Here is a 19249-nt window from a genome sequence, read left to right on the forward strand (position 1 = left end):
TAAGCTATTGGCTATCTAAAGCTTCCTTACTACGCTCCGCCCAATATTGCACTTTGTCGAGAAGATCTTTGGCATCAAAGGGCTTGCTGAGGTAGTCGTTCATGCCGGCTTCTTCACACACTTCCCTGTCGCCTTTCATTGCATTTGCCGTCAATGCGATAATAGGAATATCCACATATCGTTCTCCGGCGTCGCCTGCACGAATTCGACGAGTGGCTTCAAAGCCGTCCATATCTGGCATTTGACAATCCATTAAAATAACATCAAAGGTCACCTTCATTTTAACTAACGCTTGCAGCGCTTCTATGCCTGATTTGGCGCTCAATGTAGTATGGTGGCTAAGGTGTTGTTTAACGATGATTTGGTTAATATCGTTATCTTCTACAATCAAAATTTTCCGTTTACTACCTTTGGTAGGCTTAAATGCACGAGTGTCGTGTGCAGGAAGCAGCAAGCTATCATCGCCCTCTTGAAGAAGTATATTAAAGGTGAAGGTACTGCCTTCACCTTTCGTACTTTCAACATTTATGCTGCCTTGCATAAGCTCACACAATTGTTTACTAATGGATAAACCTAGGCCGGTACCACCAAATTGGCGGGTGGTAGAAATGTCTTCCTGAGTGAAAACATTGAAAATGCCAGATTGTTTTTCATCGGCTATGCCGATACCAGTATCCTGTACATTACACACTAGCCGTAAATTACCGTCAGGCACGCTTTCTATGCTGGTGGTAACATCAATGGCACCATTTTGCGTGAATTTCACAGCATTGCCTATTAAGTTAGACAGAATTTGCCTAAACCGCACGGCATCACCAATAACAACGTGATAGCCCTGCAAATTAAAGTGGAAGTGAAGCGCTAAGCCTTTTTCCTGACACAAAATAGCAAACTGTGACTGTATACTTTCTAATTCTTCCAGTATGTCGAAGGGTTGGGCTTCAATTTGTAATTGCCCAGCCTCAATTTTCGAGAAATCTAGAATGTCGTTTACTATATGCAGTAAACCTTGAATACTAAACTTAGCCAGCGACAAATAATGCTTTTGTTCATCGGAAAGCGGGGAATCTGACATTAGCTGTAATACGCCAGATATACCGTGTATAGGTGTTCTAATTTCGTGGCTCATGCTAGCTAAGAACCCCGATTTTAAGCGGGCAGATTCTTCGGCTTTTTGTTTGGCTTCTTGCAGGTATAGTTCTGCTTGTCGTTGTTGGGTAACGTCTTGCTGGAACCCGATGTAATGGGTTACTACTCCGTCAATTTTTACCGGGGTAAGGATTAAACGGTTAAAAAAGGTAGAGCCGTCTTTTCTATAGTTTAATATGGTGGTTTCGATGGGTCTATTGTCAATAATGGCTTGTCGCAACGCGGCAATATTTTTTTGTTCGGTTTCTTCACCCTGCATTAATCGACAGTTTTTACCTATAATTTCTTCTCTTGAATAGCCTGTAAGCTCGGAAAAAGCGTGATTGGTATAGATGATAGGTTGGCCGGTTCGTCGTACATCAGAAATAACGATGGATACCGTTGCTTCATCCATAGCATGGTTGAGTATTTGAACGTGGCTTTCTAATGAGCGTTGAGTAGTGATATCAAGGCCGACAAAAATGCTGCCTCTTACATTTTCATTCGCGTCTTTCAGTGCTGTTTTACCCCAACGAATTTGCTTTTCATGGCCGTCCTGAATAGAAAAATGCTTTAATTCGTCGCTAGATTTATTGTTAAGTTTATTCACAACAAACTTAACAGTGCCTTCTACTTCACCGTATTGATCGGCGCAAAACGCCTCAAATCGACGGTTACTCAAAATAACAGCATTGGCTGTATCTACCACGACAAGCATATCGCCCATAGAATCGATGACATTCGAAAACTGTTCGTTAGACACAGACACTTCAGTTAAGTCCCAAAGCAGTTTATCGAAAGCTTCACGAATATTGACCAGTTCTCTGGCTTCAAGCGTACTGCTAGTACGAGGTTGGCCCTGCTTAGTATTAATTCGGTTTTCGATATCAGTGTATAAATTCGATAACGTGTTTTCTGCAAGTAGCCCCGTGGTACGCACTATATGTAGGCCTACTAAAAGAATGCCAATAATCATGACACATAACACAATGGCTAAAGAGTACAGGCTTCTGTAAGCTTCCGAGGATGGCTTAATGCTGTACAAGCTCAAATTTTCCCAAGGCACCATTTCAACCACAAAATTCTCTACATCTACGTCAGTAAATAGTGAAGAGGGAACAAACTTCTCGGTGTCGCTACTAAATAAAATGGTACCTGTGTTGTCGGTGACTATCTGGTTGGTTAGGCGGGGGTAGGGTGCAAGTAACGCCTGCAGGCTATCCACATACATCACTAAGGCACCCTCGGCTACACCACCGAGCAATACGGGGACAGATATTAATACGCCATAACGGCTGATTGAAGAGTAGGCTTGAGATGCCCCTAAGGTTTCCTGTTGCCAGGCATTTTGCAAGTTATTCGGAAGTGTGCCATCGAAGTTTTTGTCGATTAACTTTTTACCTGAAAAATCGTAAAGAGCAAAGCTGACATTATTCGCTTGCGTTAAGTTTAGTGAACGGAAAAACATGGGGAGATAGCTATCTCTTTGCTCAATATCCACAAGGGAATTAATGAGAATGTCGTTAGCCGCGAGATCAGAAAGTTGGCGTGTGGTATCGCTAACGATAAAAGATAAATCTTGTTGCAAACCTTCTAATGACTGCTTTTGTACGTCTGAAACTTGAAGGCGTACAAAGTAAAGGGTTATCCCTAAAAGCAATATTGAAATGATTAGAATTACGCTAGCCAACCTTGGCAGCATACTTTTAAGAAGAAGTTTTCTAAGTGGTGGTGCGCGCATTATCGCTGTTCCAGCAATACCAAATGGCCTTTGTCATTCATCGTCGTCATAAAATAATCCTTCGCCATTAATGCATCATGCTGGTTTTTACTAAATGCGGGGGCATATAGTTTTACTGCACCGTTATAGTTATCTATGTTTTCTAGCGCCGCGCGCAGTTTATCGGTATCAACCACGCCTGCCTTTTCAGCGGCTATGGCAAGCAAATGAATGAGGTCGTACGCATGCGCCATGCCTACAGAGGCTGGAATAGCCTCAGGGGCTAGTAAACCATGCTGCTGAAAGTAGGCGCTCAGTAAACGTTGCGACTTTATATTATTTTGATAATGAAAGTGAAACGTCTGTAATATAGCAAGGTTAAGCTGCGAAGGGAGAATATTTAACCTTTCTGCAAAGTTCCCTGATGCAATACCCCAATGGGATATTATCGGCAATGCAGCAAGTTTGCTTTGATGCAATGCATTTACAACCACTGCGCCTTCCGGCGCGTTTGTAACTAAGATAACGGCATCGACATCAGCCGCTTTAATTTTTTCTGCTTCGTCACTAAAAGACTTTTGTTGCCAATTAACCCAATGAGTAGCCGCAATATTAATATTTTGTGCTTTCGCCGCTTGGGTTAGTGAAGCTTCGTTCGAGCGCCCCCAGCCCGTACGTTCAAGAACAAGTGCAATGCGGGTGGCGTTTACTTTCTTGGCATGTGAAATTAATACTTGCCCCGCCTGTTCATCTCTGACCGACACTCGAAAAACGTTGTTAGGGGTATATCCGTTGTCAATGAGCGGTGTGCCCGCAGCCCATGGGATTAAAAACAGCAGGTTTTGTTCATGTATAAAGGGTAATTCAGCTAAGGCGACTGGCGTATGCACCCCGCCCATGACTGCTAATAAATCCGGATTTTGGGAAAACTGCTGAAGATTATAAATACCTCGGGCGGGGTTGCCACGATGATCTAAGGAAACAATTTTTAACGTACGCCCTAGAATCCCCCCCGATTGATTAATCTCTTCTGCAGCAATTTCGGCACCATGCTTAATGGCAAAACCCCCTTCAATGGCTACCGCCGAGAAGTCGGCATCAATACCTACGTACAGCGGTGCATCACCTTCTGCTGCCGTTAGCGAAAGTGAAGTAAAACAAAGAAAAATAAACACGAAAAATTTGCGTAAAGACATACGTAGTCACAAAAATGATAATCATCTTCAATTCTATATCATTAAAAATAGAGTTGACTGTTTGTGGCCTTATTCTTTCGTCTAATTTTTTTACTGATAAGTAAGGTTAGTGGGTGATACAAATAACTAATCGTTTGAATCTATGCTGTATTTTAGCGCTTTTACGCTATTTCAGAGGATTTATCTTGTAACGGCGTAAACTGATAATAGCGCTTAAATTCACGAGAAAATTGAGAAACGCTTTTATAACCGACTGCTTCAGCTGCCTCACTCACACGCTCCCCGCCATTAATGCGTTCTCTTGCTTTTGCTAAACGTACCTTTTTTATGTATTGAATTGGGGTGTCTAGTACCACCTCACGAAACACGCGATGAAAGCCTGATGGGCTCATGTTAACGTCACGGGCAATTTGCTCTACATTTAACGACGTTGCATACTTTTCGTGAATAATGTGAAGGGCTTTGGCTACACGGGCGTAATGGCCATTTTCGGTTAGCCCACTCAGTACGTAACCTGCTGGGCCATTAAGAACATGGTAAATAATTTCACGAACATAACTTGCACCTAGGGCTAACGCTTTATTTTTATTGGTAAATGCCGCTAATAAGCGGTGGGTTGCATCAGCAATGGTCGTGTCTAACGATTGCTGACTCACCGTAAATGTGGGGCGCGCTGAAGACGCCTCTCGTGGTGTTAACTGTGTTAATTCAACCAGTAACGAGGGGGGAACATCTACCACTAGCCCCAATATACAGTCGTCATCATCGGTGAAGGCTGCGCATTCTGCAGGCAAAGGGACACCTAGAACCAAATAGTCGCCTTTTTTATAGACAATTTCCCTACTATCTATGTACAGTCGTTTGCTACCTTTAAGCATGATGATAATGCCTGACTGGTATAGTAACGGCTGCTTTTTACATCCTGTGGGATCTCTAAATAGTCGTACGCCATCAACGGGGGTTTTTATTACTCCATTGAGATGAGACTTCCCTTGCGCCAATAAGAACTCGCAGGCTAACGCAGCAAGACACTGTATATCTGATGACGAAAACGGGGCTTTTGTAGAAATAGGCAAATTGTTTCCAGAATTAGACGGTTTTTATTTATATGTTGGCACTATTATGCATTAACACAGGCAGAAAAATACAGAGGAAAGACCGTGAAATTTTCATTTAGTAACCCAACAAAAATTCAGTTTGGCCAAGGCCAAATAGCCTCAATAAATACACTTATTCCTAAAGAACAGCGAGTGCTAGTGCTTTATGGCGGCGGTTCTATCAAGAAAAATGGTGTATATGACCAAGTAGAAAGCGCCCTTGATGGCTATACATGGGAAGCCTTTGGCGGCGTAGAGCCAAACCCAACAGTGGAAACTCTGGACAAAGCCGTTGAACAAGTCAAAGCATCGAACATCGACTTTATTCTTGCCGTAGGTGGCGGGAGTGTTATCGATGGTGCTAAATATGTCGCCGCGAGTGCGAAATACGAAGGTGAAGGTTGGGACATTCTTACCGGTGCCCATACTGTAGATGACGCGTTGCCTATTGGCGCTATATTAACCCTACCGGCGACGGGTTCTGAGTCTAACGGTGGCTCGGTTATCAGCAAGAAAGCCACGAAGCAAAAACTGCCCTTTATGTCGCCTTTGGTGTATCCGAAGTTTGCTGTACTAGACCCTGACGTTATCAAAAGCTTGCCTCAGCGCCAAGTGGTCAACGGCTTGGTTGATGCGTTTGTGCACGTATGTGAGCAGTACCTCACCTATCCACAAAATGCGCCCGTACAAGATGGCTACGCAGAAACCTTACTTAAAACGCTTATTGCGCTGGGTAAAGAGGTAGATAATCCAGATGACGCGTGGCGCGCCAACTTAATGTGGTCAGCAAACCAAGCATTAAACGGGCTAATTGGCTCTGGCGTTGTGCACGATTGGGCAACCCATATGATTGGTCATGAGTTAACGGCCTTATATGGTGTGGATCATGCGCGATCACTGGCCATTGTTCAGCCTTCACTGCTTCGTGTTCAAATTGATACGAAGAAAGACAAATTAGCGCAAATGGGTAAAAACGTATTTGGCCTAGCACCATCGGACGATATTGCTGAAAAAACCATCGATGCCATTGAGTCTTTTTACCAAAGCTTATCGGTGGCCACTACGCTAACCGAACACGAGGGCGATCAGCAATCGGCAATCGACGCCATTATTGCGCAACTTGAAAAGCATAAAATGGTGGCGTTGGGTGAGCATCAAGCGATTACGCCTGAAGTCAGCAAAGAGATACTTTCTCTGGCGGTGGCCAAGTAAGTCTCATACCTTTAAATAAGGTAAATTAAGGTTTAATTAAACTGACACGCAAACTGGCACGATTTTACTATTAGTCTAAATTAAGTCACAGAGACGACATAGTAATACGGTGCCGGTTTGGGGTTGTCGAAGACACTAATTTCCCCGTTTCCGTATAAAAAGACAGTAAATACGCAGTGATGCTGCGATTAAGTAAAGCGGTAGCCCGTTGTGCGGGCGGCAACGGGAGCTAGCTTGCGAAATACGTATCCTCCTTCCATTATAGATGTGGAAGCTAGCGGGTTTGGGGCCAAGAGTTACCCCATTGAAATTGGTGTTGTGCGCCATGATGGTGCAAAGTGGTGCAAATTAATCAGGCCTTTCGATCACTGGATGCATTGGGATGAAGAAGCCGAAGCCTTACATGGCATAACCCGCGAAATGCTAAACAACCATGGTTTAAGCCCTATTCGTGTGTGCCATGAGCTCAATCATTTTCTTAGCAATACACAGGTATATAGTGATGGGTGGGTGGTAGATAACCCCTGGCTTATCAAATTGTACGCAGCATCTGGCGTGGAAATGAGCTTTACTTGTCGCGCTTTAGATTACGTATTGAATGAAACGCAGATGGAGTATTGGCACCAAGTTAAGTCTGATATTGAAGATCATACAAAGGACTCTCGCCATCGAGCCAGTACAGATGCACTTATTATTCAAAAGACATTTGTGAAAACGAAGCAAATAGCCTAAATAAAGCCACTATACTCAACAGCGCTAGAACCAGTAGTGTACACCAAGAGAAAGTGCATTATTTTCGCTGCTTCCTACTTTTCTATGTTCATATTCAATGGCCATGTTCAATGTTTCTGGGTCACCCAGCAGCCAACCTAATCGCGTAAAGGTGCCCATATTCGCTGGAAGGTATTGCCAGTTAGTTGACGACCTCATGGTGGCGTCGGCACGATCATACGAAGCGTAAATTCGTTGTGGCAGTACGAAAGAAAAAGCGTGGCTGGCACGCACACTAGTGACACTTACCGGTAACACCGCGTTTTCAATCCATGGAGCAGCATAATACGGGCTAGATTGATAATTAAATCGACTTTGAAGTTGCCACCCTGATAACTTTTTACTTTTAAAAACAATGGGGCCATAACCCATTTCCCTATAGCCCGCCACACGGTAATCCGAGGTCATCGAGGCTGCATAAACCGGCAATGAACAAACAACCATGGCGCATAAAGCAATAAATGCTACGCCTGTGTGTTTTGTGTGCATGGTAACGGTTCCCTAAATGTGTTCATAAGCCGAGTTGCGCGAAGGCGTCATTTTGCTTTCGCAAAAAAAGAGTAAGGGAGTCATCCTCACTGAGTTTCTCTGCTAACAATATGATTTGCGAGGCGTAAAAATGCTTGGTAACCGCTATATACCCACTTTAAGTGTAGTCCGATTTGAAAAGTATGAAAATAAACTTGATAGATTTTTCCATACTGAACTAATTTTAAATGAGAGAAGTGATTGTGTGTTGTCACTTTTAAAGTTATCGAGCAACGATGATGCGATTATCCCAATGCAGTAGAGGGGAGTTTTACGTTAGTGAGTGACAGGAGATGAGAAATGCAAACGGAATGGGAGTTTGAACGCAAATTTGTGGTTTCTTATGTTCCAGAGGGGTTGCTAGATACCCGGAAGTCGGTGGTTATTCGCCAAGGGTATTTAGCGACCGAACGGGATAAACACATTCGAATTCGTGATGAAGGTGGCCATTACACTATGACTGTGAAACAGGGCATGGGGCTTAAACGTCGAGACACACGAATAGAATTAAACGCAGCGCAATTTAATGACCTCTGGCCATTAACTCAAAATATGAGGGTGGAGAAGAAGCGTTATCGAATAGATTTTTTTGGCGATCAATTGGTCGTTGATATTTTTGTTGGCAACCTTGCCCCGCTAAAGCTGGTTGAGGTTGAATTTGACAGTGAAATCAGTAGCCGACAATTCTTGCCGCCAGATTTTGCTGACTTAGAGGTGACCCATCGAAAGGAATTTCAAAACGTGGCTTTGGCGAGATATGGGCTGCCCGACATGGTCATTTCCAGCGGGCAGCAAGTCATTGCGTAAATCTATATTCGGACTTATACAGACGCGCGTAGCGCGTCTGCTTTATCTGTAGCTTCCCATGGGAATTCATCGCGACCAAAGTGGCCGTATGCCGCTGTGGGGCGATAAATAGGGCGCTCTAAATCTAGCATTTGAATAAGGCCGTAAGGGCGCAGGTCAAAGTGTTCACGTACAAGGGCCACTAGTGTTTTCTCATCAACCACACCTGTGCCGAAGGTATCGATACTGATAGACGTTGGCTCTGCCACACCAATGGCATAAGACACTTGAATTTCACAGCGCTTAGCCAAACCTGCTGCAACAATGTTCTTCGCTACGTAACGGCCCGCGTAGGCTGCACTGCGGTCAACTTTTGAGGGATCTTTACCTGAGAATGCACCACCACCATGACGGGCCATACCGCCGTAGGTATCTACAATGATTTTACGACCGGTTAAACCACAATCGCCCATGGGGCCGCCAATAACAAAGCGGCCAGTGGGGTTGATGTGGAAGCGGGTGCTGGCGTCAATCCACTCGCTTGGTAGTACAGGCTTGATGATTTCTTCCATTACCGCTTCGCGAACCGTTTCCGTGCTCACAGAATCACAATGCTGGGTTGAAAGTACAACGGCATCAATGCCTACTGGCTTGTGGTTCTCATATTTAAAGGTAATTTGGCTTTTCGCATCGGGACGCAGCCAGTCAAGTTTTCCTGATTTACGCACTTCAGCTTGCTTTTGCACAAGACGGTGAGAGTACGTAATCGGCGCTGGCATTAATACGTCAGTTTCGTCACTGGCGTATCCGAACATTAAACCCTGATCACCGGCGCCCTGTTCTTCTAGGCTTGCGCGATCAACACCTTGGTTAATGTCAGGTGACTGTTTGCCAATAGCATTCAGTACCGCACATGAGTCGGCATCAAAGCCCATGTCAGAGTGCGTGTAGCCAATTTCTTTTACTGTTTTACGGGTTAGCTCTTCAATGTCTACCCACGCTGAGGTAGTGACTTCACCACCGACTAAAACCATACCGGTTTTTACATACGTTTCGCAGGCCACCCGAGCGCGAGGATCTTGCTCTAGAATTGCGTCAAGAACGGCATCTGAAATCTGATCAGCAATTTTGTCCGGATGTCCTTCAGACACTGACTCGGATGTGAATAAATGCGTGGCCATAAATGCTCCGTAAGCGTTAAATTATCAAAATAGTCGTATATTGTACTAAAACAAGTTATAAATACCAGTCTTTACTTCTAGACGTCTAAAAGTCTTTCGTCACGTATAGTTGACATTACCCGATCATTTATAGGGGTATACAGGGCCTGAACCGAACGACAATACAAGACGCGAAGTTTAAGGAAGAAATAAAGATGGTTATTTTTATTGTTTATCGAATACGTATAGGTCACGCTATAGACCATTTTTTACTATGACTTTCGTTATTGGCAATGAAAACCCATTGAACTGTAAGGTGGCATAGGTAAGAATAACGCCACATTCAAGCGTATAAAGAAGTTGAGCAAAAGCCTTACCTCCACGCTCACTTGAATACGAAAGATACAAATAAAATCAGGAGACAACATGCCCTCTCGTCGTGAACTCGCCAATGCTATCCGTGCATTAAGCATGGATGCTGTTCAACAAGCTAAATCTGGTCACCCGGGCGCCCCAATGGGGATGGCCGATATTGCACAGGTGTTGTGGGGAGATTTCCTAGCACACAACCCTGCCAACCCATCATGGGCAAACCGCGATCGCTTCGTGCTTTCTAACGGCCACGGCTCTATGTTGTTGTACTCATTGCTTCACCTTTCTGGCTATGAATTGCCTATTGAAGAGTTGAAGAATTTCCGTCAACTTCACTCTAAAACGCCAGGTCACCCTGAATACGGTTATGCGCCTGGTGTAGAAACCACCACAGGGCCGTTAGGTCAGGGCATTAGCAATGCAGTGGGAATGGCGCTAGCTGAAAAAGTGCTAGCTGCACAGTTTAACCGTGACGGTCACGACATTGTTGATCATCATACTTACGCCTTTTTAGGTGACGGTTGCTTGATGGAAGGTATCTCACACGAAACCTGTTCACTAGCAGGCACGCTAGGTTTGGGCAAACTGATTGCGTTTTGGGATGACAATGGCATTTCCATCGACGGTGAAGTAGAAGGTTGGTTTACCGACGACACGCCTGCGCGCTTCAAGAGCTATGGCTGGGAAGTGATTGAAGGCGTTGATGGTCACGATGCTGAGCAAGTGAAAGCAGCCATTGAAAAAGGCCAAGCAAATACTGCTCAACCGACCCTTATTTGCTGTAAAACTACCATTGGTTTTGGTTCGCCAAATAAAGAAGGTACAGAGTCTTGCCACGGTGCACCATTGGGCGACGATGAAATTGTTGCTACGCGTGAAAAACTGGGCTGGAGTCATGGCGCCTTTGAAATTCCTGACGACATTTATGCTGGCTGGGATGGTAAAGCGAAGGGCGCTAAAGCCGAAAGCGCGTGGAATGAGGCTTTCGCAGCCTATGAAGCGGCTTACCCAGAGCTTGCTGCTGAGTTTAAGCGCCGGGTAAATGGTGAGCTACCGGCTGATTTCAGCGAAAAAGCTGATGCCATTATTGCCGAGCTTCAAGCTAATCCACAAAACATTGCATCACGTAAAGCGTCGCAAAACGCGCTAAATGCTTTCGGCCCACTGCTTCCTGAGCTTCTAGGTGGTTCTGCCGACCTAGCAGGTTCAAACCTGACCATATGGGATGGCAGCAAAGGAGTTGAAGCAAACGACGCATCAGGTAACTACATTTACTACGGTGTGCGTGAGTTTGGTATGTCTGCCATGATGAACGGTATTACCCTTCACGGTGGCTTTAAAGCTTATGGCGCAACCTTCCTTATGTTTATGGAATATGCGCGTAACGCGGTACGCATGGCAGCGCTTATGAAGCAGCCAGCTATTTTTGTCTACACCCACGACTCAATTGGATTGGGTGAAGATGGCCCTACTCACCAGCCGGTAGAGCAAGTGGTTGCACTACGTGCAACGCCAAACCTAGACAACTGGCGTCCATGTGACCAAGTAGAGTCTGCGGTATCGTGGAAGTCTGCCATTGAGCGCACTGACGGCCCAACAACCCTAATTTTCACACGCCAAGGTTTGGCGCAGCAAGACAGAACGCCTGAACAGGTAGCCGATATTGCAAAAGGCGGTTACGTACTGAAAGATTGCGACGGAACGCCAGAGTTAATTCTGATTGGTACAGGCTCAGAAGTACAGTTGGCAGTGGAAGCCGCAGATAAGCTGACTGAACAAGGTAAAGCAGTTCGCGTTGTGTCTATGCCATCTACTGATGTATTTGATCGTCAGTCAGCGGAATACCGCGAAAGCGTATTGCCATCAAGTGTGGTTAAGCGCGTTGCAGTTGAAGCCTTATCTAAAGACAGCTGGTACAAATATGTTGGCTTTAATGGCGCGATTGTCGGTATGGACACCTTCGGTGAATCTGCGCCTGCTGGCGAGTTGTTTAAGCACTTCAACATTACTACTGACGCGGTAGTAGAGGCGGCACTGTCTCTATAAGAGGTAAATAAATAAGCCTATGGTAAATATTGCCATAAATGGGTTTGGTCGTATTGGTCGCAACGTGTTGCGTGCACTTTATGAAAGTGGACGCAATAACGAGTTTAACGTTGTGGCCATCAACGACATTGCTAAGCCCGAAGGCATCGCACATTTGCTTAAATACGATACCGCCCACGGGCGGTTCCGTTTTGATGTGGCCTTAGAAAATAATACCCTTAAGGTGGCGGGGAGCCCTATCCAGCTGTTAGCCGAACCTGACATTAATCACCTGCCGTGGCAAGCCTTAGGCGTGGATATTGTGCTTGAGTGCACCGGTAAATTCGATGATAGAACCTCAGGCCTGGCGCATATCAATGCTGGGGCAGGCAAGGTGCTTTTTTCTTCACCGGGTGCCACAGATTTAGACAATACCGTTATTTTTGGTACCAATGAAGATACGTTAACCAGTGAACAAAAGTTGGTCTCTAACGGGTCCTGTACCACGAATTGTATTGTGCCTGTCATCCAAGCGCTTGATGCGGCTTTTGGCGTAGAAAGTGGAACAATTACGACTATTCACGCGTCTATGCACGACCAACAAGTGATTGATGCTTACCATGAAGATTTGCGCAGAACCCGCGCAGCAAGCCAGTCAATTATTCCCGTTGATACGCGCTTAGCGGCAGGTATAGAGCGTATTCTGCCTAAGTTTGCAGGGAAGTTTGAAGCAATCGCTGTGCGTGTGCCCACGATAAACGTCACTGCTATGGACTTAAGTGTCAGCCTTAATGCTAAAGTCACTATTGAGCAGGTAAATCAGGCGCTTCGTAGTGCAAAGGCGGGGCGATTACAGGGAATTTTGGATTACACCGAAGAGCCTTTGGTGTCGGTAGATTTTAATCATGACCCACACTCGTGTATTGTAGATGGCACACAAACGCGAGTAAGCCATAAGCAGCTGGTTAAAACCCTGGTATGGTGTGACAACGAATGGGGTTTTGCTAACCGAATGCTCGACACCGCCAAAGCGATGTTCGACGCAAAATAATGCATTAATGCTGCCAGGGTTGGTAGCACAACCCGCGCAGCTTTCATAAGTTAATATGCCCTTGTTAATCATGTTGTTGATTCACAGGGGCGGTAAATTTAAATTAACATAGGAAAGACAATGGCAATTCCAAGTATGAGCGATATGGCCCTTAACGGTCAGCGTGTTCTAATCAGACAAGATTTAAACGTGCCGGTAAAAGACGGCAAAGTGACTTCTGATGCGCGTATTAAAGCATCTATTCCCACGATTAAAGCGGCCTTAGAAGCCGGCGCAGCGGTAATGGTGATGTCTCATCTTGGCCGCCCCACTGAAGGGGAGCCTGCCGATGAGTTTTCACTACAACCTGTTGTCGATTACCTTAACGACGCGCTCGATGTTCCCGTCAAGCTTGTCAAAAACTACCTTGATGGCGTGGAACTTGCCGACGGTGAATTGGTTATTTTGGAAAATGTTCGTTTTAACCAAGGCGAAAAGAAAGACGACGAAACCCTAGCGAAGCAATACGCAGCCCTGTGCGACATCTTTGTGATGGATGCATTTGGTACTGCACACCGTGCACAAGCCTCTACTCATGGCGTCGCTAAGTTTGCTCCTAAAGCGTGTGCAGGCCCTCTACTTGCGGCTGAACTTGACGCGCTTGGCAAGGCTTTAGATAACCCTAAGCGCCCTATGGTAGCCATTGTGGGTGGCTCTAAAGTTTCTACAAAACTTACGGTATTAAAAACGTTGGCCGAAAAAGTTGACCAGTTAATTGTTGGTGGCGGTATTGCCAATACCTTTATTGCAGCACAGGGTCACAATGTTGGTAAATCTCTTGTGGAAATGGATTTAACCGAACAAGCCACTCAGCTCATGAACGAAGCACAGGCTAACGGCGGTAACATTCCAGTACCTACTGATGTTGTGGTAGGGCAAGCGTTTGATGAAAATACACAAGCCACCCTGAAAGCGGTATCTGATGTCGCTGATGATGATATGATTTTTGATATCGGCCCTGATTCCTCAAAAGCTCTAGAGTCCATTATTAAAAATGCCGGCACCATTGTATGGAATGGGCCAGTAGGTGTCTTTGAGTTTGAACAGTTCAGTGCGGGAACGAAAGCGCTTTCTCAAGCAATTGCCGAAAGTGATGCGTTCTCAATTGCAGGTGGTGGTGATACACTAGCTGCAGTCGATAGATATGAAATCGCTGACAAGATATCTTATATCTCAACAGGTGGTGGTGCATTCCTCGAGTTTTTAGAAGGAAAAACACTACCTGCAGTAGCCATGTTAGAAGAAAAAAATAAATAATACTAACAGGTTACAAGAATCGGAAACGATTTTGCCGGTGCTACAGTGACGTACACCGGCTTATAACTATAAACCCTACAGCTGTCCACAGGACAGGAATATAAAAAGGAGTGTTGCAATGGCATCACAAGCTCAGCAAGCTATGCTGGATAAACTCAATACGCAAACGGGTTTTATTGCAGCCCTAGATCAAAGTGGCGGCAGTACACCTAAAGCATTGCGTCTTTATGGCATTGAAGAGTCTGAATACAGTTCAGACGAAGAAATGTTCAACCTCGTTCATGAAATGCGTACCCGCATTATTACCAGCACCCCTTTTAGCGGTGAGCGCGTATTAGGCGCAATCCTGTTTGAAAACACACTTGATAGAGAAATTGAAGGCATGTCTACTGCGCATTTCTTGTGGCAGAAAAAGCGTGTTATCCCTTTCTTAAAAGTGGACAAAGGGCTAGAGGCTGAAAGCAATGGTGTGCAGGTAATGAAGCCTATTGTCGGCCTAGATGCTCTGCTAGCGAAAGCGGTTGCGCAAGACGTATTTGGTACAAAAATGCGTAGCGTGGTAAAACTCGCTAACCATCAAGGTATCAAAGATGTGGTTGCTCAGCAGTTTGAAGTGGGTAAGGAAATTCTCGCCGCAGGGTTAGTGCCTATTATTGAACCTGAGGTTGACATTAACAGCCCTCAAAAAGCAGAAGCAGAAGCATTACTGAAACTTGAAATCCTCACTCAGCTAAATTTACTGAATGAAGGCCAAGAAGTTATGCTGAAACTGACTTTGCCTACGGAAGCGAATTTCTACAAAGAGCTTGTCGATCATCCGCGGGTACTGAAAGTGGTCGCACTTTCTGGTGGATATAGCCGCGATGATGCGAATGCGAAATTGGCTGAAAACCAAGGTATTATTGCTAGTTTCTCAAGAGCACTTACCGAAGGTGTTTCGGCTAAGCAAAGCCAAGAAGAATTTGAAGCGACACTAGATGCAGCGATTGAAGGCATCTATCAGGCGTCAAAGTCATAAAGTAAAATATGAATTCATTAAAAAAGGAGAGCGTTGCTCTCCTTTTTTGTGTTTGTTTCCCGCCCATTTAGGGTAACCCTTGCCGTTATCTGTTGTTAACCGTTGCTTACTTATAGGCTATATCGAAAGCTTCTGTGTTAACTAACTCTCCAGTTTTGTGATGTCGGGCTTAATCACCAACGACAAATCTAGACTTTTCCAATACACACTTTCTCTGATTAAATCTGCTGAGATAATCGGCTTTTCATCTAACCATTCGTCAGGGAAGGTAAGAGTAAGTACATGTTTATCAACGTGTATTTTTACGTCAGGAACAAAGCCTTCTTGGCGTTTAATATTCAACAACGCCCCTAACCGCAATAAGGCAATTAAGCGTTTTACTGCATTGTCCTCAAATAGGTTAAAGTTCGGTAACTCATTGGTGCGTATCTTTTTGCGATGAAAGCGTACGAGGGTGGCCAATAGCAACTGTTGTTCTTGGGTAAATCCAGGCATGTCTACATTTGCCAAAATATACGCACTGTGTTTTTGAATGCCTCGGGTGTTAATTTGCATTCCTACTTCGTGCAGCAGCGCTGCCCAACCCAGCATACTTCTGAAATCTTTTCCTTTAAGCTTCCATTCTTTTGCCACTTGATCGAAAAACTGCAAGGTTGTGTTTAACACCATAGTGGCTTGCGCCGTGTCTACGTCGTAACGCGTCGCTAGGCTGCTGGCGGTTCTGCCTCTAATATCAGCATGATGAAGCTCATCTTCCATCTGATATAACACGCCTTCTCTTAGCGCCGCAGGCGAGTAGGTTAACCCTTCTATGTCTAAGGCTTTAAACACAGCAATTAATATGGCTAAGCCGCCTGCAATAACTACTCGCCTATCATCGCTTAGGTTCGGGTAGTTAAGTTTGTCTACATGACCGGCGCTGACAAACTCTTTCATTAGGTTGCGTAGGCTTTTTTGGGTGACAGGCACATCATGACCATTTGCATTGTCTTGTTGGCACAAGGTAAATAATGAACGAATGGTACCTGAGGTACCAATACACTGTACCCAGCCGAGACGACGGTACTTGCCGTCAATCATTTCAAGTTCTTGTGCCGCCGCAGTAATGGCACGATCAAATGACTTACCTTTTAATTCGCCATCGGGGAAGAAGCGTTGGGTGTAGCTCACACAGCCCATTTGTAAGCTTCTGCACAGCAAAGGCTTAAACCCCTTACCAATCACAAATTCAGTTGACCCGCCGCCAATATCAACCACTAACTGTTGTCCATCAGCGTGATTGGTGTGGGCAACGCCAGAATAAATAAGACGTGCTTCCTCTACCCCAGAAATAACTTCGACAGGATAGGGAAGGATCTCTTTGGCTTGATTGATAAAGTCTCGGGCATTTACCGCTTTACGCAGTGTATGTGTGGCAACAATACGTACAGAATCAGGCTCGAAGCCGCGTAGGCTTTCGGCAATAACCCGCAACATATTTAAGCCACGCTCCATGGCTTCTTCTGATAAAACATTGTTTTCATCAAGACCTTCAGCCAGTCGAACTTTTTGTTTCACACGGTGAAGAATTTGAACTGACCCAGCCACAATACGCGCTACCACGAGGTGAAAGCTGTTAGAACCAATGTCTAATGCTGCGACTTTATTGGTTTCGCGGCTTTCTACTGAGCTTAATACGGTTTCATGTTGGGTCATGTAGTTTCTTCATTTCCTGCTTATTTGTCTTCTTGTTGCTTTAAATAGTCGTAAATCTCTATTTGTGAGCGTAATTTTTTACGGTTGCCTCTGCGAACGTACTTGTTGCTCTGATCTCTGTCAATTACTCTCGCTTTTAAAGTATCACGGAATTGCATTTCCATGATATCCACCACACGCTGTTGAAGGGATTTATCGTATATTGGGCAGCCAACTTCAATACGGTTATCCATATTGCGAGTCATCCAGTCGGCTGAACTGATAAACACTTTTCGTTCGCCGCCGCCTTCAAATATCATCACTCTGGGGTGTTCTAAAAACCTATCAACGATGGAAATGATTTCTATATTTTCACTTAACCCTTTTACACCAGGGTTCAATGAACACATGCCTCGAACAATTCCTCGTATCCTCACACCAGCTTGGCTCGCTCGGTACAGGTCATCAATCAGTTCTTTATCAACCAAGTTGTTAATCTTAAACGTTATCTTCGCATCAGCCCCTTCTTTTAAATGCTGGATTTCTTGGCGAATTAATGACTGTATCTTGGTCCGCGCATTGAGCGGCGATATTTGTAAATGCTGGAATTTATAACGACGGTACGGGTAATTGATAAGGTCGAATACGGCCACCCCTTCATTCGCCAATTCCTGATTGCGGGTAAACAAGCTGAAGTCGGTATAAATTTTTGCCGTTTTTTCGTTGAAGTTACCTGTACCAAAGTGGGCATAGTTCACCAACGAGCCACGCTCTTCACGGCTCACAATACATAATTTAGAGTGTATTTTAAGGGTTGGCACACCTAACACAACGCGAATACCCGCGTCGGTCATACGTTTCGACCATTCAATATTGGCTTCTTCGTCGAAACGAGCGCGAAGCTCTACCACAACGGTCACTTTCTTTCCGTTATCAACCGCATCAATCAGTGAGTTGATGATGCGAGAATTACTGGCTACCCGATAAATATTGATACGAATGGCTTTTACGCTGGGGTCGAAGGCGGCTTGACGCACAAACTCAGTGAAGTGCAAAAAGCGATGGTACGGGTAATAAAGGAGTATGTCGTGGGCCGTAATGGCATCGAATACCGTGTTGTATTTTGAAAATGCGCTGGTATCGATAGCGGGTAAAGCCCCATGTTCTAAGTATTCTCGCCCCACATTGGGAAAGCCGATGAAATCCTTAAAGTTGCGGTAATGTCCGGCAGCATGCATGGTATCAAGCTTGGTGATCCGTAAACGCTTGCGCAAGTCATTCACCATGTCATCTGGCATGTCGTTATCGTAAATCACCCGGACAGGCTCTGCGATAAGGCGCTGTTTCATACTCTCTGACATTTTTTCAACGTAGCTTTCGTCAATTTCGTCATTAATCGAGTATTCAGCATCTCGTGTCATTTTAAACGAAAAGGACTCAATTTCGTCGAACTTCACAAAGCCTCGGAAAATGTCTTCTAAGCAAAGCTGAATCATGTCGTCCAACATAATAATATGTTTTTTCTTACGGCTTTTTTCCGGAGGAATCAGCTTAAAGCGTGACATTTCAGAGGTAGGAACCTGAATAACGGCAAAGCGGGTGTTACGCTCTTTTCTTCTCAACGCCACATACAAATATACTGAGGTGCCGTTAAGTCGGCTAAGCAGGTCAACCTTCTTATCGATAAGAATAGGGGCAATATGACGAAGGACCTTGTTGACAAAGAAATTGCGAACCCATTGCTTTTGATAGTCGTTAAGATCATTTTTGCGCAAAATGTGGATGTTATATCGCGCTAACGACTTCAATACGTCTTTATGAATTTCGTCAAACTTGTCTGACAACTGCACAACTTTCTTTTGAATGCGCTCCATCAACTCAGTTTGACGCAACGCTTCTTCTTCGTTGCCGTCATTTTGAGCAATGGTAATTTGCCGCTTAACATCCGCCGCACGTACACGGTAAAACTCATCTAGGTTATTTGAGTAAATACCGAGAAAGCGTATACGCTCTACCGCTGGGTTATTTTTGTCCGCGGCTTCTTGTAATACACGCTCATTAAAAGCGAGCCAACTAAGCTCTTTGGGATAATATAAATCTTCGTTATCCATAAATGTTCATATTCACTATTAAAAATGGTCAAAGACTGCCATTAGTCGGTGACACTACTGTGACAACCCTGTAATACAGAGTAATTTGGTAAATCCATTACCTT

At 44.8% G+C, this 19249-nt stretch carries 14 protein-coding genes; 7 read left to right on the top strand and 7 right to left on the bottom strand.

The genetic code is table 11. The annotated features are described in order from the left end of the window. Window positions 1–4: 4 nt before the first annotated feature. The 3 genes from EP13_RS03925 to EP13_RS03935 all read right to left on the bottom strand — a co-directional run bounded on the left by EP13_RS03925 (window position 5) and on the right by EP13_RS03935 (window position 5120). Entirely contained in the window at window positions 5–2869 is a 2865-nt protein-coding gene (locus tag EP13_RS03925; RefSeq protein WP_044056121.1) for an ATP-binding protein, read from the bottom strand. Then, window positions 2869–4044 carry an ABC transporter substrate-binding protein gene (locus EP13_RS03930; RefSeq protein ID WP_044056122.1) on the bottom strand — a complete coding sequence of 392 codons (1176 nt, stop codon included), beginning with the start codon at window positions 4042–4044 and terminating at the stop codon, window positions 2869–2871. The genes EP13_RS03925 and EP13_RS03930 overlap by 1 nt, the downstream gene beginning before the upstream one ends. A 161-nt stretch (window positions 4045–4205) precedes the next feature. Next, a complete protein-coding gene (locus EP13_RS03935; RefSeq protein ID WP_052364275.1) occupies window positions 4206–5120 on the bottom strand; it encodes an AraC family transcriptional regulator in 915 nt (304 codons plus the stop codon). Window positions 5121–5204: 84 nt separating this feature from the next. Between EP13_RS03935 and EP13_RS03940 the strand changes: the two genes are divergently transcribed. Together EP13_RS03940 and EP13_RS03945 are read left to right on the top strand one after the other, a co-directional pair. Further along, entirely contained in the window at window positions 5205–6353 is a 1149-nt protein-coding gene (locus EP13_RS03940) for an iron-containing alcohol dehydrogenase (RefSeq protein WP_044056123.1), read from the top strand. Between the two features lie 234 nt (window positions 6354–6587). Then, window positions 6588–7085 (top strand): 3'-5' exonuclease, encoded by a 498-nt coding sequence (locus EP13_RS03945; RefSeq protein ID WP_044058729.1) that lies wholly within the window; start codon window positions 6588–6590, stop codon window positions 7083–7085. Between the two features lie 24 nt (window positions 7086–7109). On the opposite strand, the gene EP13_RS03950 is transcribed toward EP13_RS03945, so the two are convergent. After that, on the bottom strand, window positions 7110–7613 hold the full coding sequence (locus EP13_RS03950; protein ID WP_052364276.1) for a hypothetical protein: 504 nt from the start codon (window positions 7611–7613) through the stop codon (window positions 7110–7112). Between the two features lie 339 nt (window positions 7614–7952). Between EP13_RS03950 and EP13_RS03955 the strand changes: the two genes are divergently transcribed. Then, complete coding sequence (locus EP13_RS03955) at window positions 7953–8459, top strand: CYTH domain-containing protein (RefSeq protein WP_044056124.1); 507 nt, start codon at window positions 7953–7955, stop codon at window positions 8457–8459. A gap of 14 nt (window positions 8460–8473) precedes the next feature. Here EP13_RS03955 and metK read toward each other — a convergent pair whose 3' ends face one another. Beyond that, window positions 8474–9619, bottom strand: a complete 1146-nt coding sequence (metK, locus tag EP13_RS03960; RefSeq protein ID WP_044056125.1) for a methionine adenosyltransferase — start codon at window positions 9617–9619, stop codon at window positions 8474–8476. 405 nt (window positions 9620–10024) lie between these two features. On the opposite strand from metK, the gene tkt reads away from it, so the two are divergent. The 4 genes from tkt (at window position 10025) to EP13_RS03980 (ending at window position 15360) form a co-directional block, all read left to right on the top strand. Continuing rightward, window positions 10025–12016, top strand: coding sequence for a transketolase (gene tkt / locus EP13_RS03965; protein ID WP_044056126.1), 1992 nt, complete (start codon window positions 10025–10027; stop codon window positions 12014–12016). A 19-nt stretch (window positions 12017–12035) separates the two neighbouring features. Further along, a complete protein-coding gene (gene epd / locus EP13_RS03970) occupies window positions 12036–13046 on the top strand; it encodes an erythrose-4-phosphate dehydrogenase (protein ID WP_044056127.1) in 1011 nt (336 codons plus the stop codon). 120 nt (window positions 13047–13166) lie between these two features. Then, a complete protein-coding gene (locus EP13_RS03975; protein WP_044056128.1) occupies window positions 13167–14342 on the top strand; it encodes a phosphoglycerate kinase in 1176 nt (391 codons plus the stop codon). Between the two features lie 118 nt (window positions 14343–14460). Continuing rightward, the gene (locus EP13_RS03980) at window positions 14461–15360 is read left to right on the top strand and encodes a fructose bisphosphate aldolase (RefSeq protein WP_044056129.1); all 900 of its coding nucleotides are present in this window, start codon (window positions 14461–14463) and stop codon (window positions 15358–15360) included. A gap of 141 nt (window positions 15361–15501) precedes the next feature. Here EP13_RS03980 and ppx read toward each other — a convergent pair whose 3' ends face one another. Together ppx and ppk1 are read right to left on the bottom strand one after the other, a co-directional pair. After that, entirely contained in the window at window positions 15502–17055 is a 1554-nt protein-coding gene (gene ppx, locus EP13_RS03985; RefSeq protein ID WP_044056131.1) for an exopolyphosphatase, read from the bottom strand. 20 nt (window positions 17056–17075) lie between these two features. Continuing rightward, a complete protein-coding gene (gene ppk1 / locus EP13_RS03990; protein WP_044056132.1) occupies window positions 17076–19145 on the bottom strand; it encodes a polyphosphate kinase 1 in 2070 nt (689 codons plus the stop codon). Between the last annotated feature and the right edge of the window lie 104 nt (window positions 19146–19249).

The organism is Alteromonas australica (assembly GCF_000730385.1).
Lineage (GTDB): Bacteria > Pseudomonadota > Gammaproteobacteria > Enterobacterales > Alteromonadaceae > Alteromonas > Alteromonas australica.

Excerpts from the sequence above, each read along its gene's own strand:
- EP13_RS03955 (WP_044056124.1), top strand. The coding sequence starts at position 7,953 with ATGCAAACGGAATGGGAGTTTGAACGCAAATTTGTGGTTTCTTATGTT.
- EP13_RS03980 (WP_044056129.1), top strand. The coding sequence starts at position 14,461 with ATGGCATCACAAGCTCAGCAAGCTATGCTGGATAAACTCAATACGCAA.
- EP13_RS03925 (WP_044056121.1), bottom strand. The coding sequence starts at position 2,869 with ATGCGCGCACCACCACTTAGAAAACTTCTTCTTAAAAGTATGCTGCCA.
- EP13_RS03950 (WP_052364276.1), bottom strand. The coding sequence starts at position 7,613 with ATGCACACAAAACACACAGGCGTAGCATTTATTGCTTTATGCGCCATG.
- EP13_RS03930 (WP_044056122.1), bottom strand. The coding sequence starts at position 4,044 with ATGTCTTTACGCAAATTTTTCGTGTTTATTTTTCTTTGTTTTACTTCA.
- tkt (WP_044056126.1), top strand. The coding sequence starts at position 10,025 with ATGCCCTCTCGTCGTGAACTCGCCAATGCTATCCGTGCATTAAGCATG.
- EP13_RS03975 (WP_044056128.1), top strand. The coding sequence starts at position 13,167 with ATGGCAATTCCAAGTATGAGCGATATGGCCCTTAACGGTCAGCGTGTT.
- ppk1 (WP_044056132.1), bottom strand. The coding sequence starts at position 19,145 with ATGGATAACGAAGATTTATATTATCCCAAAGAGCTTAGTTGGCTCGCT.
- metK (WP_044056125.1), bottom strand. The coding sequence starts at position 9,619 with ATGGCCACGCATTTATTCACATCCGAGTCAGTGTCTGAAGGACATCCG.
- ppx (WP_044056131.1), bottom strand. The coding sequence starts at position 17,055 with ATGACCCAACATGAAACCGTATTAAGCTCAGTAGAAAGCCGCGAAACC.
- epd (WP_044056127.1), top strand. The coding sequence starts at position 12,036 with ATGGTAAATATTGCCATAAATGGGTTTGGTCGTATTGGTCGCAACGTG.